This window comes from Lysinibacillus fusiformis (genome assembly GCF_003049525.1).
In the GTDB taxonomy this organism is placed as follows: Bacteria; Bacillota; Bacilli; order Bacillales_A; family Planococcaceae; genus Lysinibacillus; species Lysinibacillus fusiformis.
The window spans coordinates 19,789-37,376 of the sequence record NZ_PYWL01000007.1; the positions used below are offsets into that span (position 1 = coordinate 19,789).

The window sequence follows — 17,588 nt, forward strand, 5'->3', positions numbered from 1 at the left end:
TAAGGTATTATCTATTATGAGGAGGGGTACTAATGAAAAAAGCAATGTTAACATTAGTGTTCGGTTCAGCAATTTTCTTAGCAGCTTGTGGAGGCGGAGATAAAGAGGCAACTAACAATGAAGGTGCCACTGCTCCAGATGGAGAAGCTATCGCAATGAAATCATGTGTGACATGTCATGGTGGCGAGCTACAAGGTGCCAATGGACCAGCATTAAACGATGTAGGTTCTCGTTTATCAGAATCGGAAATTTTAGATATTATTAATAATGGTAAAGGTGGCATGCCTGGAGGAATTGTAAAAGGCGCAGATGCTGAAGCAGTTGCTAAATGGTTAGCTACTAAAAAATAATACTTCAAAAACTAGCGGACTGGAGAGCCGCTAGTTTTTTTTGTGAAGAGTAAATACATTTCTTTTATACATAGACATGCTAAAATAAGGAGAACCTTATCCATTGATTGGAGGCTTTTTCATTGGTCGTAGTATTAACGAGAGATGTTATGGAGAAATTTAAGTTAGAGTTATTAGCAGGTGAGGAAGGAATCGGCAGAACAATTGTGACAAGTGATATTTCAAGACCAGGACTTGAAATGGCAGGGTATTTTACACATTATCCAGCCAATAGAGTACAATTGCTTGGCAAAACAGAGCTGTCGTTTTTTGAAATGTTACCAACAGATATCAAGCTTGAGCGGATGCGCTTACTTTGTTCTCAGGATACACCTGCAATTATAATTTCTCGGGATTTAGAAGTACCTGAGGAGCTGATTCAAGCTTCCAACGAAAAGCATGTTCCAGTTTTTAAAACACATATGACAACAACCAAGTTTTCAAGTAGATTGACGAACTATTTAGAGGGTCGTTTAGCACCAATGACAGCTGCACATGGTGTCCTTGTTGATGTGTATGGCATTGGTATACTGATTATTGGTAAAAGTGGCGTAGGTAAAAGTGAAACAGCTCTTGAGCTTGTCAAAAAAGGTCACCGTTTAGTAGCCGACGATTGTGTTGAGATTCGACAAGAATCAGAAAATTTATTAATTGGTAGTCCACCTCCTCTTTTAGAGCATTTACTGGAAATACGAGGCATCGGCATTATTGATATTATGACACTATTTGGTGCAAGTGCAGTCCGCCCGTATAAACGTATTACACTTATTATTGAGCTGGAAATTTGGGACCCTCAAAAAGTGTATGATCGATTAGGCTTAGAAGAAGAAAAGATGAAAATCATTGATACGGAATTGACGAAATTAACAATTCCTGTAAGGCCAGGACGAAATGTATCTGTAATTATCGAAGTGGCAGCGATGAATTATCGATTGAAGAAAATGGGTGTAAATGCGGCTGAAGAATTTTCAAGACGTTTAGATGAAGTTATTTCGTCAAACGATGTATTAGATGATTAAAAGTTAACCGTTCTTTGGTAACAGATAGTTGGAGAGGAGCAAAAGATGGATTTATTACTTTTACAAATTAACCCGATTGCCTTTCACTTAGGGCCAATTCCAGTCCGTTGGTATGGATTGCTCATCGTATCGGGTATTATTTTAGCGTATGTGGTGGGCCAACGAGAGGCTGTAAAACGAGGATTGCCTGAAGATTTTTTGGCAGACTTATTATTGTGGGCGGTTCCGATTTCCATCATTTGTGCGCGCATTTATTATGTATCAATGCGCTGGGATTACTATAGTGAAAATCCAGGTAAAATCATTGAGATATGGAATGGCGGTATTGCTATACACGGTGCGTTAATAGGTGCATTTGTGACGGCTTACATATTTACTCGTATTAAAAATGTAAGCTTTTTACGAGTAGCGGATATTGCAGCGCCTAGTATTTTAATTGGACAAATTATCGGTCGCTGGGGCAACTTTATGAATCAAGAGGCTTATGGTGGTCCTGTATCAAAGGAATTTTTAGAAAATTTAATGTTACCAGATTGGATTATCAATCAAATGTATATTGAAGAATTAGGTACTTATGTACATCCTACGTTTTTGTATGAATCCGTGTGGAATCTAATAGGGCTCATTATCTTACTAGTATTACGTAAGGTAAATTTAAATCGTGGGGAAATTTTCTTCAGTTATTTAATTTGGTATTCTATTGGTCGTTTCTTCATTGAAGGCATGCGTACAGATAGTCTTTACCTAGTTGGTGATTTACGCTCAGCACAGATTGTATCTATTATAAGTATTGTAGTAGGTCTTGGGGCCATTATTTATCGTAGAATAAAGGTTAAACCAGCCATGAAATACTTAGATAATAAATAAGGGGATGTAACATATGGCTGTAAAGGCACTACTATTTGATTTTGATGGAACTTTACTGAATACAAATGAATTAATCATTCAAACATTTATGCATGTTTTAAATGAGAGATTTCCCGGGCAATTTTCGCCAAAAGATTGCTTGAAATTCATTGGTCCATCCCTCAAGCAGACATTTAATGACATTGCACCAGGTGAAGAGGAAGCTTTAATAGCCAAATATCGAGCTTGGAATTTAGAGCATCATGATGAACTTGTTAGTCAATACCCTGATGTTGTTTCGACATTAGAGCAATTAAAAGCCCAAGGAATATTATTGGCGATTGTTTCGACAAAACGGAATGATACGATTGATCGCGGGCTATCTATCCTTGGAGCAACACACCTATTTGATGTGCGTATTGGAACAGATAATGTGAAAAATGTGAAACCCGATCCTGAACCAGTATTACTTGCATTGGAACGTCTAGGTGTCGACAAAGCTGATGCCATTATGATTGGAGATAATTCGCATGATATAGAAGCCGGACATCGTGCAGGAGTCAGAGCAGCTGGTGTCGCTTGGGCTATTAAAGGCGAGGCGTACTTACAGCAGTATCAACCGGAATTTATTTTGCATCATATGACGGATTTATTGGATATTGTGAAAGAGGGGTAAGTTAGATGGCGCGTAAAACAGAACGTTACCGTGTCGAAGGGGCGAATTCTCTTTGGAAAATCTACGATACGGTGTCCTTTTGGAAGGTGATGAAGTGTTTCATTATCATTCAAATTGGACGCTTCACACCATTTTTACGTGTGAAAAACTGGCTTTATCGAACATTTTTAAGAATGACCATTGGTGAAAAAACATCATTAGCCTTAATGGTTATGCCAGACACTATGTATCCTGAACGTATTTTTATTGGAGATAATACAGTGATTGGCTTTAATACGACCATTTTAGCCCATGAATATTTAATAGAGGAATATCGTTTAGGGGATGTTCATATTGGTCATGAAGTAATGGTTGGTGCGAATTCTACCATTTTACCTGGTGTGACAATTGGAGATGGCGCCATTGTTTCGGCCGCTACTCTTGTACATAAGGATGTGCCGGCTGGTTGCCTAGCAGGAGGAAACCCGATGCAAATTATTTATACAGCAGAGCAAATGGCAGAGCGTAAGCGTCATGAAATTGTGCAATGGTGTACACCTAAAAAACAATAAACGTTCAATAAGTTTAAAAAGCTACTCCCAACAATTTTGGGGAGTAGCTTTTGTTTTTTGTATTATGAAGCCGATTTATGCGTGTACAGCATCATATTCTGATTTGAATTCACAATTACTATGATCCCCTAAGCAAGTTGATTCAACGAAAGTTGATTTGATTGCAGTACCATCAATATCTTCTGTTGTATGCAGTGTAATTTTATCACCAGGATAAAAATCTCCCTTACAAATACTAACGATCATTTGCTCACTAAGTTGTACGAATGGACATGCCATCATAAATCCCTCCAATGTGTATTATAACTGTTGTTTTATTTATTAATGCTATTCTATATGAAGGATTTTGAATTGTAAAAGTAAAAGTAGAATGAGAGTAATAATCATCGTAAATACTGATAGTATAGTAATTTTATTGATAATGAGATTGAGAATCATTTTAATTTTACATGGCTATTAAGTTATATTAATATAATTTTATAATGGATCGTATTGAGAATAAATGATGGAGTGGTCGATATTTCAGTCCACTCGAGAATCATTATCAATTTTTTACAGACAAGTTAACAGCGTCCATGATTTGCTTGTCACATTTTAGACATATTCTCATTCTCAATCTTTAAGTTTGTAGATTTTCTTCAACTTGCCTCTTGCCTCTCTATATTATTCAAATGAAAAGTAAATTAAAGATTTAGATAATTAAGGGGAATTGCGTTGACTGTTGAAAAGAAATAAGTTAGAATTCTTTCATAATCTAATTCTCTAATACTCTAGTGAATTAAAGTAAATGTGAGGAAGTGTTCATATGTCGTCAATAAAAATGTTTGAAAAACCACTTGGAATGCGTGATACATTTCCGCAGATCTTTGAAAAAGTTGAAGCAGTAAGACAGACTGGCAAAGATTTCTTATGTAAAAGAGGATATGAGTTTATCAAAACGCCAGCTGTTGAATATTTTGATACAGTCGGAAAAGCTTCCGCGATCGCTGATACTCATTTATTTAAACTTGTGGATAGTCAAGGAAATACATTAGTGCTACGACCGGATATGACGACCCCCATTGCTCGGGTGGCCACTTCAAAATTATTGAAAGAAATGATTCCTCAACGTTTAGCGTACTTCGCAAGTGTTTTTCGTGCACAAGAAGCAGAAGGTGGGAGACCAGCAGAATTCGATCAAATGGGCATTGAATTAATAGGCGACCAATCCGTATTTGCTGATGCAGAAGTCATAGTGACAGCAATGGAGCTTTTGAAACACTTACAATTAGTAGCGTTTAAAGTGACGATTGGGCATGCAGGAATCCTAAACTGCATTTTACAAGATTACACAGAGAGTATTGAACAGCAAGCTACACTCAGAACTTTACTTGTCCAGCGAAATTATGTTGGATTTGAAGAAGCGGTAGAGTCATTTAATTTACCGAAAGCTAAAGCGGATGCTCTTCTCCAGTTTATTGAAGAAGCAATGGATGTGAAGGATATTCGTGATATTGAACAGTATGTTCGCAAAAATGATGCATTAGTATATATGCAACAGCTTGCTCAGCTATTGGAGATGGCTGACTTAGCTGATTATGTTACGTTTGATTTTACACTTTCGAGTCATATGAGTTACTACACAGGTATGCTTTTTGAAATATTTGCCTTAGGCAGTGGTTTTCCATTAGGAAATGGTGGCCGTTACGATGGATTGTTAGAGGTGTTTGGATCAAAAGCTGGTGCGACAGGCTTTAGCATTCGTGTCGATCGTTTATTGGAAACATTAAATGGACAATCAGAGGGGCAGCAAGAAGCAACTGTTGTGCTGTTTGAGGAAGAACAATTTGAGGCAGCTTTATTACAGGTAAACACATTACGAGGAGCAGGAAAATTTGCTACCTTACAGTTGCGTAGTAGCCTAGTCGATGAAGAAGCCTTTTTAGCACACTTTACTGAAGTAGTTGTAGTTGGACAGGAGGAAGTTGGCGGTGAATGAATTAACAATTGCAATGCCAAAGGGGCGAATCTTTGAAGAAGCCTACCAAATGCTATTAGAGGCAGGATTTAATTTACCAGAAGAGGTCGAAATGTCGCGTAAATTAATGATTGAAATACCAGAAGAGAAAATTCGTTTTATTTTATCAAAGCCAATGGATGTACCTGTTTACGTTGAACATGGTGTAGCGGATATCGGTATTGCTGGGAAGGATGTTTTGTTAGAGCAGCAGAGAGAGGTACATGAATTACTGGATTTAAAAATTAGTAATTGCTATATCGCATCAGCGGGTTTACCCCATACAGAGATGAATGAGATTGCTCCTAGAATTGCAACGAAATATCCGAATATTGCGATGAAATATTATAAAGGCATTGGGGAGCAAGTCGAAATCATTGAGCTTAATGGATCTATTGAATTAGCTCCTATGATTGGCTTAGCTGATCGAATTGTCGATATTGTTTCTACAGGACGCACATTAAAAGAGAACGGCTTAGTGGAATATGAATTTATTTCGGCTGTCTCATCTCGGTTAATTGCCAATCCAGTCAGTTATCGCATGAAGGGTGAGCGTATTATTGACCTTGTAAGGCGACTAAAGAAGTGTGTGAATGAACAATAAAGTAATCATATCTCGCTACATATGAGTAACTGAAGGGGTTTAATTGTATGAAAATAGCAAAACTAGCAAAGGGTATTTCCTTAAAAAGACCACTTGAAGGAGGAAATGAGGAACAGTTAACAGTTGTAAGACAGGTGCTAGCAGATGTCAGGACACAGGGAGACATAGCATTACGTGCCTATACAGAGCGGTGGGACGGATATATGCCTACAAGCTTGCAGGTCACAATGGAAGAAATACAAAAAGCCGTAAATGATCTTGACCAACAACTCTATCAGGATTTGGCAGAAGCGGCCAAGAATATTCGCCTTTATCATGAACAACAGTCACGACACGGCTATCGCTTAGAGCTTGGAGACGGTTCTTGGCTAGGACAACGTGTAACAGCTCTAGATGCAGTAGGGTTATATGTTCCTGGCGGTACAGCAGCATACCCATCATCCGTGCTAATGAATGTGATTCCAGCACAGGTAGCTGGTGTGAAGCGAATCGTGATTGCTTCACCGGCAGGGCGTGATGGAAAAATACCTGCAGGTGTCCTAGTGGCGGCTCAGCTTTTAGGGATTGATGAAATCTATAAAATTGGTGGGGCACAAGCGATTGCTGCTCTTGCATATGGCACAGAGACCATCGCACCAGTCGATAAAATTACAGGCCCAGGAAATATTTATGTAGCCCTTGCTAAACGGGAGGTATTTGGAGAGGTTGCAATTGATATGATTGCGGGACCAAGCGAAATTGCAATATTAGCTGATGACACTGCATTTCCAGACGAAATTGCTGCAGATCTATTATCACAAGCAGAACATGACCCTTTAGCTTGTGCTATTCTCGTCACGACCTCAGAGCAATTGGCCAAAAAGGTAGCTGAAGAAGTTGAAAAGCAATTGGAGATTTTACCGCGTCAAGAAGTGGCCCGTGCTTCAATCGAAAATTTTGGGGTCATTTATGTAGCTGAAACAGTATCAGATGCAGTGGAAGCGATTAATTCATTAGCACCGGAGCATTTAGAGATTATGACAAATAATGCTGAGGCGATCGCTGAACAAATAAGGCATGCAGGTGGTATTTTTATTGGTCGTTATAGTTCAGAGCCTGTTGGTGATTATTTTGCGGGGACCAATCATGTGTTACCAACCAATAGTACAGCACGTTTTGCTAGTGGCTTAAACGTAGATGATTTTGTGAAAAAATCAAGTATTGTTTATTACAGTGAAAAAACTTGGCAAGACAATGCACCAAAAATTGCCCGTCTCGCACGTATGGAAGGTTTAGAGGGGCATGCACGTGCGGTGGAATCTCGCGGATGGAAGAAGGAATAATACAATGACGGAAAAGAAACGATTTGCACAAGTAGAGCGAACAACTAATGAAACGCAAATTTCAATAGCTATCAATTTAGATGGTGAAGGGAAGGCAAACATTAAAACAGGCGTAGGTTTTATGGACCATATGCTGGATTTATTTATCAAGCATGGTCTTTTTGACGGGACCATCCATGCGAATGGGGATACCTATATCGATGATCACCATACTACGGAGGATCTTGGCATTGTGTTAGGGCAAGCAATTCGAGAAGCACTTGGCGATAAGAAGGGCATTAAACGCTATGGAACGGCATTTGTGCCAATGGATGATGCACTTGCGCAGGTGGTGGTTGATTGCTCGAATCGTCCACACTTAGAATACCGTGTGCCCGCTTTAAAAGAAAAGGTGGGAACTTTTGATACAGAATTAGTGCATGAGTTTTTGTGGAAATTTGCCTTGGAAGCACGAATGAATGTACATGTGATTGTACCCTATGGACATAATACGCACCATATCATTGAGGCGATTTTTAAAGCATTAGCTAGAGCGATTGATGCTGCCGTAGAAATTGATCCACGTGTTAAAGGAGTACCATCGACTAAGGGGCTGTTAACGTGAAAATAGGTGTGATTGATTATGGTATGGGGAATTTATTTAGCGTGGTACAAGCATTAAATCGACTGGGCTGTGAGGTGGTTGTGACAGCTGATGAACAGAAGCTAGATGCTACAGATGCATTACTATTACCAGGAGTTGGGGCATTCCCGGATGCTAGAAAGCGTTTAGCAGAGACTAAATTAGATCGTTATCTAATAAAAGCCCAAAGCCAAAATCGCCCTCTTTTAGGCATTTGTTTAGGGATGCAATTATTATTTGAACAAAGTGATGAGGTCACATCAACAAATGGCTTAGGTTTCTTTAAAGGACAAATTAAGCGATTTAGTGGAACAAATGAGGGGCGGGCATATCGAGTGCCACATATGGGCTGGAACCAATTGGTGATGGCGAATCGTCCTGCTTGGTTAGAAAATAGTGCCCCTGCAAAGCATGTCTATTTCGTTCATTCGTTTTATGCCACTCATATTGAGGAGTCTGAGCTTGTTGCTTATGCAGACTATTGTGGCATACGAGTTCCCGGTATTGTAACGAAAGGTTCCGTGACAGGTATGCAATTTCACCCTGAAAAATCAGGTGAGCTGGGCGTATATTTATTGGAGCAATGGCTGAAAGGTGTGAAAGCATGCTAACGAAACGAATTATTCCCTGTCTAGATGTCAAGGAGGGCCGTGTTGTAAAAGGGATACAATTTGTATCCATTCGTGATGCTGGTGACCCAGTGGAACTAGCAAAATTCTATGATGAACAAGGGGCAGATGAGCTCGTATTTTTAGATATATCTGCTTCACATGAAGGTCGCGAAACAATGATAGATGTAGTTCGACAAAGTGCAGCCACATTAGCGATTCCTTTTACAGTTGGTGGAGGTATTCGGACGTTGGATGATATGAAGCGTATTTTACGCGCTGGTGCGGATAAAGTTTCTGTTAATACTTCCGCTTTAGAGCGTCCTGCCCTTATTCAAGAAGGCTCCGATTTCTTTGGTGCCCAATGCATCGTCGTGGCCATCGATGCTCGCTATAGTGAAGAGGACGGTACATGGATGGTTTATACCCATGGTGGGCGCAACAAAACTACTTGGTCAGCTATTGACTGGGCAAAGGAAGCGGTGCGCTTAGGAGCAGGTGAGATTTTATTAACTAGTATGAATCAAGATGGGGAAAAATCTGGCTTTGATTTGGGATTAACAAAAGCGGTACGAGAGGCTGTGACAGTCCCTGTTATTGCAAGTGGTGGGGCAGGAAATGCCGAACATTTTTACGAAGTATTAGCAGAAGAAGTTGATGCAGATGCAGCACTTGCAGCTTCCATCTTCCATTATAAAGAAACAAGCGTAGCCCAAGTGAAAGAATACTTACGGGAAAAAGGAGTGGCAGTACGATGATAGAACGTATTCGATTTGATGAGAAAGGTCTTGTACCGGCAGTTGTACAGGATGCCAATACGAAAGAAGTACTAACAGTGGCTTATATGAATAAAGAGTCATTAGTTAAAACGATAGAATCAGGTGAAACTTGGTTTTATTCTCGTTCACGTCAAGAGCTTTGGCATAAGGGCGCGACAAGTGGTCATACACAAAAGGTTGTCACCATTAAAACAGACTGCGATCAAGATGCATTAGTTGTGGAGGTTTTACCAGATGGTCCAGCCTGTCATAATGGTACAACTTCTTGCTTTACAGAGGTGGTACAGCAAAATGCTGAAGTCGGCTCTGTAGAAATGATTGCAAAACTTGTAAGTGTTATTGAAAAGCGAGAACAGGAAATGCCTGTAGGAGCTTATACTACATATCTATTTGACAAGGGTATCGATAAAATCTGTAAAAAGGTTGGGGAGGAAGCGACAGAGGTTGTTATTGGGGCCAAAAATCGGGATGCAGAAGAAGTAAAGTGGGAGGCTGCTGATTTAATTTATCACCTACTAGTATTACTGCAAGAACAAAAGGTAAGTATATATGATGTTCTTCATGTGTTGAAAAAACGTCACGAGGAGAAATAACAGCATATTATTAATTGTATGGTATAATAGGGTTTACTGTGTAAAGGAACGTTTAATACGTTCCTTATTTCTTGTTTCGGAGGAAATATATTGGAAAAGAAACGTCAAAATAAGAACCAATCAAATATAGTGTCGTTCATTCCAACAGGCGACTATTATTATAAAAAATCAATTCAAGCTATGAACAGTGGACAAATGAATAAAGCCTATAAATATTTGCAGCGTGCAGTTGATCTTAGCCCAGATGATCCTATGATAATCTTGCAGCTTGCTATTGTAGAGTTAGAAGGTCAACGTTTTGAAGAAGCGTATGATCTGCTTCGTCGTTCCTATCAAATTGACCCCGATAATCCGGAAATTATTTTTTACATGGCGGAAGTGTCGGGTTGTGTAGGCATCATGCAGGATGCTAAACGCTTTGCTGAAGAGTATTTGCAGCTAGAGCCTGAAGGTGCATATGCAGATGAAGCAGCAGAAATTTTAGAATTTGTCGCATTCGAGCAGGATGAATTTGAGGAGCTTGAAGGATCTGGTGAGGATTTATATCGTCAGGAACAGGCTCGCCGTCATATGGAGAAGGGCGACTTTCCTGAAGCTATTACTATTTTAGAAGATTTAATTGAAGATCGACCAGCCTTTTGGTCGGCCTATAATAATCTTGCACTTGCTTATTTTTATGTTGGAGAAGAGGAACAGGCGAAGACTCTCTTACATACAGTACTACGTGAAAATAAGGGAAACTTACATGCACTTTGTAACTTAACGGTGATTGCGTATTACGAAAAGAATGAAGAAGATTTGCAAGAGCTATTAAATATCCTTGTTAAAATTCAGCCATATACATGGGAGCATCGTTATAAACTAGGTGCTACATTAGCTTTAATAGGGCAATATGAATTAGCCTATAAATGGTTGCGCAGTATGCAAAAAAGAGGCTATGTAGGCGACGCAGGTTTTTATTTCTGGTTATCCCATGCTGCTTATTTTTCAGGGCATGAGGAAGTTTCTAAAAGTGCTTGGGGTCAACTGCTAGAGGTAGACCCAGATAAAGAGGGCTTTGAACCTTGGCGCCAACAAGACAACGAATTTGCACTGGATGCGTTGGAACATGATCGAAATTTTATTGTTGAAAAATTAGAAAGTAGCTATTCAAGTGAGCGTATCTTTGGCTTATTTTTATTGAAGGATACGGCTCATAAGCAAGAAATAATCGCCCATCCTAAATGGGTCAATATCGAGCAATTCGGTGCGTTTGAGAAATTATTTTTAGCCTATGCACTTGGTCATGAATTTGATAAGAAAAACAAAGTAGAGGCCAGCTTTTTACGTGCTGTAAATGTGCCGGAAATTTTATTAGAGCAGTATGGCAAATTATCATCATTGATTGTACCTATGTTTCAAATGTGGTTTGTCCTGTGTGAACAAGCTTTAATTCAAAATTATCGTTTTACAAATCCTGTAGCGATTGCAGGAGCAAATGATTATTTATTTAGATCTTCTCAAATGCTTAAGGTGACAAAAAAAGAAATAGCTCAACAATATGGAGTATCTGTTGCCACTTTATCGAAGTATATTGAAGAAATTTTAGCTTTTTTACCAGACAGTCATAATTAGTGTGTGAGCAACATAGTTGAATAACTTTATACTTTCACATACGATGAACATACTAACGTTATCAAGAATTTGCCCTGGCAACATTGCGTTTGAGTGTTACTCCTTGCTAGTTGCCAATGGTTTATCTTCATCCCCTCTATTGTAAGTTGGGATCATATGTAGGTGACGTTACACTTTCACTACTATTTGTTGAATGAAGATAAAAAGTATTCTGTTTAGGGGGAAGTATTTATGTCGGAAGAAAAAATTTATGATGTGGTCATTATTGGTGCAGGTCCTGCGGGGATGACTGCTGCTGTTTATACATCACGTGCTAATTTGGCAACGCTTATGATTGAACGAGGAATCCCTGGTGGACAAATGGCCAACACTGAAGAAGTAGAAAACTATCCTGGTTTCGATACAATTTTAGGACCTGAGCTTTCTACAAAAATGTTTGACCATGCTAAAAAATTCGGTGCTGAATATGCCTATGGCGATGTAACAGAAATCATCGACGGGGAAGAATTTAAAACAATTAAATCAGGTACAAAAGAATATAAAACACGTGCCATTATTATTACAACTGGTGCAGAGTATAAAAAAATGGGTGTGCCTGGTGAAAAAGAACTTGGCGGCCGTGGTGTCAGCTACTGTGCAGTTTGTGATGGCGCGTTCTTTAAACAAAAAAATCTTGTAGTTGTTGGCGGAGGAGATTCAGCTGTAGAAGAGGGCGTATATTTAACACGCTTTGCTGATAAAGTAACAATTGTCCACCGTCGTGATAAATTACGTGCACAAAAAATCCTCCAAGATCGTGCATTTGCAAATGACAAAATTGATTTCATTTGGAATGCTACAGTAAAAGAAATTAATGAAGCTAATGGTAAAGTGGGTAGTGTTACACTACAATCAACTGTGGATGGAACTGAATCAGAGTTTACAACAGATGGTGTGTTTGTGTATATCGGTATGCTACCTTTAACAAAGCCATTTGAATCTTTAGGTATTTTAAATGATGCTGGTTATATTTTGACAAATGATAATATGGAAACAACAATTCCAGGAATCTTTGCAGCTGGAGATGTACGTGAAAAATCACTACGTCAAATTGTTACAGCAACTGGTGATGGCAGTATTGCAGCTCAAGCTGTACAGCATTATGTAGAAGAGCTATTAGAGAAAATTAATGCATAACTTGGCTATTTTAAGGAAAAAAATACAATTTTAATGTGGTTTTAATATTGTTGTAACTTGAATGACATATAAAAGGTGTATGATTAAAAGTGTAATTAGCAATCCCCCTTTTATTTTGTTTAGTAGGTTGTTTCCGCCTCAATTAGGTGGGAACAACCTACTTTTTTATTTGTATAGATCATGAAAAGAGCATGAGCTTTTTTTCAATAAATTCTTCGATAAAACTAAATTGTTAAATGTCTACGTATGAGAGTTGTAAATGAGGACAAATCTTGCTGTGTCTTGCTATAATGGAGAGTAGAATGCAAAAGTGATTAGAGGTGTGCCTATGCAAAGAATTGCAAATTTAATTGCCGTAAAAGACGGTAAAGTATTATTACTTCAGAAACCAAGACGAGGTTGGTACGTTGCTCCGGGTGGAAAAATGGAAAGCGGTGAGTCCATCTTTGAGGCTGCTATTCGTGAATTTCAGGAAGAGACAAATGTTATACCTTTACATGTACACCTAAAGGGTGTTTATACGATGGTCATTAAAGAAAATGATGAAGTTGTAGATGAATGGATGCTTTATACATTTGTTGCTAAGGATGTAGACGGTATACCGTTTGTAGAAACTAGAGAAGGTAAACTTGCATGGCACCCAGTAGAGGATTTAGCACATTTGCCAATGGCTGAAGGAGATCGCACTAATTTACAATTTGCTATTTCGCAATCAGGTATTCAGTATGGCACGTTTGACTATACAACGAATTTTGAATTACTTCATCAGAAAATACAAATATCAAAAGAACAATAAAGGAGTTGCATGACAGTGGTGGTTGAAGGCCAACAAAGTACACATGAATTGGTTATTATTACAGGAATGTCTGGAGCTGGGAAGACAGTAGCTATTCAAAGCTTTGAAGATTTAGGGTATTACTGTATTGATAATTTACCACCTGCGTTACTTACAACTTTTTTAACTCTGCTAAGAGATTCTGGAAAGAATAGTACACGTATTGCGGCAGTGATGGATATGCGTGGAGGTAACTTTTTTGATGCGCTTATTGGGGCGTTAGACCATATACTAAAAGAAGGCGACATTGTAGCTCGTATTTTATTTTTAGATGCAGATGATGCCACATTAGTAAGACGCTATAAAGAAACAAGAAGAGCCCATCCATTGGCAGTAAGTGGCTTACCTTTAGATGGTATAAAGCAAGAGCGAGCGCTTTTATCGGAAGTAAAAGGCCGTGCTAATTTTGTTTATAACACATCTAACATGAAACCAAAGCAATTACGTGAAAAGATCGTTAAGGAATTTGCCAGTGAAGCAGATACTATTTTTACCGTAAACATCATGTCTTTTGGCTTCAAGCATGGTATGCCAATTGATGCAGACTTAGTGTTCGATGTTCGTTTTCTTAAAAATCCGTATTATGTAGAAGAGCTACGCCCAAAGACGGGACTTCAAACAGAAGTATCCTCCTATGTTTTAGCCTTGGAAGATACGCAAATACTTATACAAAAACTAACGGATTTGTTCGACTTTATGATTCCTCTTTATCGACAAGAAGGTAAATCACAACTCGTTATCGCTTTTGGTTGTACAGGTGGTCAGCATCGTTCAGTAACTTTAGCAGAGTTTTTTGGGGCTTATTTAGCCAACAAAGAGAATACGGTTATTACGCATCGTGATATTAATCGTAGAAAGGAATGAGTGAATGGGGAAAAAGCAAACAAAGCTTGTGGTAATTGGTGGTGGAACAGGACTATCTACATTACTTCGTGGGCTCAAGCACCATCCATTTGATATTACTGCTATTGTGACGGTAGCAGACGATGGCGGCTCTTCAGGACGTTTACGAGATGATTATGATATTCCACCACCAGGTGATGTTCGTAATGTCATTGCGGCATTATCAGATATTGAACCGCTAGTGGAGCAAATGTTTCAATACCGTTTTTCAGCGTCAGAGGATTTACGTGGCCATTCCTTAGGGAACTTAATGCTAACAGCACTTACTGATATTACTGGTGATTTTAACCATGCTATAAGTGAGATGGGGAAGGTATTAAAAGTACATGGCCGTGTAATACCAGCAGCCAATAAAAAAATTAACTTACATGCTGTGTTAGAGGATGGTTCAATCATTGAAGGTGAATCAAAAGTCCCGACAGCGACAAAACGCATTGATCGCGTTTTTTTAGTACCCGAAAACGTGCAACCGTTACCAGAAGCTATTCGGGCAATTCAGCGTGCAGACTATATATTAATTGGCCCAGGAAGCTTATACACAAGTATTATTCCAAATCTCCTTGTCAAAGAGATTGGGGAAGCTGTTGTGAAAGCAAAAGGAAGAAAAATATATGTTTGTAATTTAATGACACAAAAAGGTGAAACCATTTCTTATACAGCAGGTGATCATGTATCGGCCATACATAAGCATGTTGGCGCATCCTTTATTGATTCGATTTTAGTTAATGATGAAGAATTGCCGAATCCAGTAAAAGAATTGTATAAAGAAGAAAGAGCAGAGCCAGTGACATTTGATGTGGCAAAGCTTGAAAGTATGGGATTAGAGGTTATAAGACGCGATATTGCTACAATTCGATCAGATGGTACGGTTCGACATAATGCTACGAATGTTGCAGAGTGGCTGGTAGATTATGCCGGTATTTATGATCGGTAAGAGAACCGATAATAGAAACATAAAGTGTTTATTGTATATGGTAAGATGAACATATACATAGAAATTATGATTGAAAGGGGGGCGTGATATGTCTTTTGCTTCTGAAACGAAAAAGGAATTAACCCAAATAGAAGCGGACAATCATTGTATGAAAGCAGAAGTTTCTGCCCTAATTCGTATGAATGGTTCATTATCCTTTGCGAATAAACAACTAAGCTTGGACGTGCAAACTGAAAACGCTGCAATTGCAAGAAGACTATATACGATTATGAAAAAATTGTATCCGTACAATGTGGAATTACTAGTTCGTAAGAAAATGCGATTGAAAAAAAATAACGTATATATTTGCCGTGTAAGAGAAGGAGCGCGCGAGCTGTTAATTGATTTAGAAATCATCTCAGACGACTTTCAATTTAATCATACGATCTCAAGAAAGCTCATTAAAAAAAATGGTCAAAAAAGAGCCTATTTAAGAGGTGCATTTTTGGCAGGAGGCTCTGTCAATAACCCAGAAACGTCCGCCTACCATTTAGAAATTTATTCTTTATATAAAGAACATGGTGAAGCATTGATGGATTTAATGAATGAATTTGAACTCAATGCCAAAACAATTGAACGCAAAAAAGGCTTTGTTACTTATTTAAAGGAAGCGGAAAAAATTTCTGATTTCCTTAATATTGTAGGCGCCCATCAGGCAATGATGAAATTTGAAGATGTTCGGATATTGCGAGACATGCGCAATAGTGTCAATCGTATTGTGAACTGTGAAACAGCCAATCTAAACAAAACAATTGGAGCAGCATTACGGCAGGTAGAGAATATTCGATTTATTGAAAATTCTATTGGACTTGACCAACTACCAGAAAAGCTTCGTGAAATTGCACGATTACGAGTAGAGTATCAAGATGTTACGTTAAAAGAACTTGGTGAAATGGTATCCAGTGGTACCGTCAGCAAATCAGGTGTCAACCATCGTTTAAGAAAAATAGACGAAATAGCAGATGCATTAAGACGCGGTGAAAAAATAGGCGGTTAAGTTTTCATACTTTTCAGGTATGAATGTCATGCGTAATCGCTTATTGTTCTTTTGCTAGTAAGTAAGGTAAGATAAAACTAATAGATGAACGGTAGTGAAGGGGAGTTTTGAGAATGATCGAGAGAAGAGTCCAGGTTAAATTAAAATTAGGACTACAAGCTAGACAAGCGGCACTATTTGTGCAGGAGGCCAATCGTTTCAGTGCGGATATCTTTCTAGAAAAAGATGAAAAAAAAGTGAATGCCAAATCGATAATGGGTGTCATGAGCTTAGCGGTTGCGAAAGGTACCGAAGTAACGTTAAGTAGTGAAGGCAATGATGCCGAGCAAGCGGTTACAGCATTAGCTGCAATTATTGAAAATGAAGATTAACAAACAAATAAAAATGCCTCTCAGAGTAATTTTCTGGGAGGCTTTTTAGTATTATTTATTATCCGTACTACGGTGCATAATGTGATCGATTAAACCATATTCTTTTGCACGTTCAGCTGTCATGAAGTTATCACGATCTGTGTCTCTTGCAATGACTTCAAGTGGTTGACCAGTGCGTTCAGATAAAATGCCGTTTAATTTTTCACGTAAGAATAAAATACGTTTAGCAGCAATTTCAATTTCTGTCGCTTGACCTTGTGCGCCACCTAGTGGTTGGTGAATCATTACTTCCGCATTTGGTAATGCAAAACGTTTACCAGGTTCACCCGCAGCAAGTAAGAAAGCTCCCATTGATGCAGCCATACCAATACAAATCGTTTGAACTTTTGGCTTAATAATTTGCATTGTGTCATAAATAGCCATACCAGCCGTAATTGATCCACCTGGCGAATTAATGTAAAGAGAAATGTCTTTGTCTGGATCTTCTGCTTGTAGGAAAAGTAGCTGTGCGACAATGGAGTTCGCCACATTGTCATCGATAGCACTTCCTAAAAGGATAATGCGGTCTTTAAGTAGACGTGAATAAATGTCATATGCACGCTCACCACGGCTTGTTTGTTCAATAACTGTAGGAATTAAATTCATGTTAAATCCTCCTTCAAAAAACTAAATTCGATTACCTTTGCTGAAATCTACATTGTTTATTTCAGCTGT

The 17,588-nt window shown here is 38.6% G+C and carries 21 protein-coding genes; 19 read left to right on the forward strand and 2 right to left on the reverse strand.

The window, feature by feature from the left end; all coding sequences use genetic code 11:
* Positions 1-32: 32 nt before the first annotated feature.
* The 5 genes from cccB (at position 33) to C9J29_RS15770 (ending at position 3,481) form a co-directional block, all read left to right on the forward strand.
* On the forward strand, positions 33-350 hold the full coding sequence (cccB, locus tag C9J29_RS15750) for a cytochrome c551 (RefSeq protein ID WP_008173280.1): 318 nt from the start codon (positions 33-35) through the stop codon (positions 348-350).
* A gap of 122 nt (positions 351-472) precedes the next feature.
* A complete protein-coding gene (gene hprK / locus C9J29_RS15755) occupies positions 473-1,408 on the forward strand; it encodes an HPr(Ser) kinase/phosphatase (RefSeq protein WP_025116542.1) in 936 nt (311 codons plus the stop codon).
* Between the two features lie 45 nt (positions 1,409-1,453).
* The gene (gene lgt / locus C9J29_RS15760; RefSeq protein WP_008173278.1) at positions 1,454-2,275 is read left to right on the forward strand and encodes a prolipoprotein diacylglyceryl transferase; all 822 of its coding nucleotides are present in this window, start codon (positions 1,454-1,456) and stop codon (positions 2,273-2,275) included.
* Positions 2,276-2,288: 13 nt separating this feature from the next.
* The gene (gene ppaX, locus C9J29_RS15765) at positions 2,289-2,930 is read left to right on the forward strand and encodes a pyrophosphatase PpaX (protein ID WP_008173275.1); all 642 of its coding nucleotides are present in this window, start codon (positions 2,289-2,291) and stop codon (positions 2,928-2,930) included.
* Positions 2,931-2,935: 5 nt separating this feature from the next.
* Complete coding sequence (locus C9J29_RS15770) at positions 2,936-3,481, forward strand: acyltransferase (protein WP_008173273.1); 546 nt, start codon at positions 2,936-2,938, stop codon at positions 3,479-3,481.
* A gap of 75 nt (positions 3,482-3,556) precedes the next feature.
* Here C9J29_RS15770 and C9J29_RS15775 read toward each other — a convergent pair whose 3' ends face one another.
* Entirely contained in the window at positions 3,557-3,760 is a 204-nt protein-coding gene (locus C9J29_RS15775; RefSeq protein WP_036120258.1) for a hypothetical protein, read from the reverse strand.
* A 526-nt stretch (positions 3,761-4,286) separates the two neighbouring features.
* Between C9J29_RS15775 and C9J29_RS15780 the strand changes: the two genes are divergently transcribed.
* From C9J29_RS15780 to C9J29_RS15845, 14 genes are all read left to right on the forward strand, one after another.
* Positions 4,287-5,459 carry an ATP phosphoribosyltransferase regulatory subunit gene (locus tag C9J29_RS15780; RefSeq protein ID WP_096364814.1) on the forward strand — a complete coding sequence of 391 codons (1,173 nt, stop codon included), beginning with the start codon at positions 4,287-4,289 and terminating at the stop codon, positions 5,457-5,459.
* Complete coding sequence (gene hisG, locus C9J29_RS15785; RefSeq protein ID WP_036120252.1) at positions 5,452-6,081, forward strand: ATP phosphoribosyltransferase; 630 nt, start codon at positions 5,452-5,454, stop codon at positions 6,079-6,081. The genes C9J29_RS15780 and hisG overlap by 8 nt, the downstream gene beginning before the upstream one ends.
* Positions 6,082-6,128: 47 nt before the next feature.
* On the forward strand, positions 6,129-7,403 hold the full coding sequence (gene hisD / locus C9J29_RS15790) for a histidinol dehydrogenase (RefSeq protein ID WP_107922409.1): 1,275 nt from the start codon (positions 6,129-6,131) through the stop codon (positions 7,401-7,403).
* A gap of 4 nt (positions 7,404-7,407) precedes the next feature.
* Positions 7,408-8,007, forward strand: coding sequence for an imidazoleglycerol-phosphate dehydratase HisB (gene hisB, locus C9J29_RS15795; protein WP_008173261.1), 600 nt, complete (start codon positions 7,408-7,410; stop codon positions 8,005-8,007).
* Positions 8,004-8,636, forward strand: coding sequence for an imidazole glycerol phosphate synthase subunit HisH (gene hisH / locus C9J29_RS15800; RefSeq protein WP_008173260.1), 633 nt, complete (start codon positions 8,004-8,006; stop codon positions 8,634-8,636). Before hisB ends, hisH begins: the two co-directional genes overlap by 4 nt.
* Positions 8,630-9,391, forward strand: a complete 762-nt coding sequence (gene hisF, locus C9J29_RS15805; protein ID WP_090003048.1) for an imidazole glycerol phosphate synthase subunit HisF — start codon at positions 8,630-8,632, stop codon at positions 9,389-9,391. Before hisH ends, hisF begins: the two co-directional genes overlap by 7 nt.
* Positions 9,388-10,005, forward strand: coding sequence for a bifunctional phosphoribosyl-AMP cyclohydrolase/phosphoribosyl-ATP diphosphatase HisIE (gene hisIE, locus C9J29_RS15810; RefSeq protein WP_089986254.1), 618 nt, complete (start codon positions 9,388-9,390; stop codon positions 10,003-10,005). Before hisF ends, hisIE begins: the two co-directional genes overlap by 4 nt.
* A gap of 90 nt (positions 10,006-10,095) precedes the next feature.
* Positions 10,096-11,619, forward strand: coding sequence for a tetratricopeptide repeat protein (locus C9J29_RS15815; protein ID WP_090003049.1), 1,524 nt, complete (start codon positions 10,096-10,098; stop codon positions 11,617-11,619).
* 231 nt (positions 11,620-11,850) lie between these two features.
* On the forward strand, positions 11,851-12,795 hold the full coding sequence (gene trxB / locus C9J29_RS15820; protein ID WP_008173253.1) for a thioredoxin-disulfide reductase: 945 nt from the start codon (positions 11,851-11,853) through the stop codon (positions 12,793-12,795).
* A 328-nt stretch (positions 12,796-13,123) separates the two neighbouring features.
* Positions 13,124-13,591, forward strand: coding sequence for an NUDIX hydrolase (locus C9J29_RS15825; protein ID WP_008173251.1), 468 nt, complete (start codon positions 13,124-13,126; stop codon positions 13,589-13,591).
* Between the two features lie 9 nt (positions 13,592-13,600).
* Complete coding sequence (gene rapZ, locus C9J29_RS15830; protein WP_008173248.1) at positions 13,601-14,494, forward strand: RNase adapter RapZ; 894 nt, start codon at positions 13,601-13,603, stop codon at positions 14,492-14,494.
* A 4-nt stretch (positions 14,495-14,498) separates the two neighbouring features.
* A complete protein-coding gene (locus C9J29_RS15835) occupies positions 14,499-15,467 on the forward strand; it encodes a gluconeogenesis factor YvcK family protein (RefSeq protein ID WP_008173246.1) in 969 nt (322 codons plus the stop codon).
* Positions 15,468-15,555: 88 nt separating this feature from the next.
* A complete protein-coding gene (whiA, locus tag C9J29_RS15840; protein ID WP_008173244.1) occupies positions 15,556-16,503 on the forward strand; it encodes a DNA-binding protein WhiA in 948 nt (315 codons plus the stop codon).
* Between the two features lie 113 nt (positions 16,504-16,616).
* The gene (locus C9J29_RS15845) at positions 16,617-16,874 is read left to right on the forward strand and encodes an HPr family phosphocarrier protein (protein ID WP_008173242.1); all 258 of its coding nucleotides are present in this window, start codon (positions 16,617-16,619) and stop codon (positions 16,872-16,874) included.
* Between the two features lie 51 nt (positions 16,875-16,925).
* Here the strand turns inward: C9J29_RS15845 and clpP are convergent, their stop codons facing one another.
* Positions 16,926-17,519: an ATP-dependent Clp endopeptidase proteolytic subunit ClpP gene (gene clpP / locus C9J29_RS15850; protein WP_008173241.1), complete on the reverse strand. Its 594-nt coding sequence runs from the start codon at positions 17,517-17,519 to the stop codon at positions 16,926-16,928.
* Between the last annotated feature and the right edge of the window lie 69 nt (positions 17,520-17,588).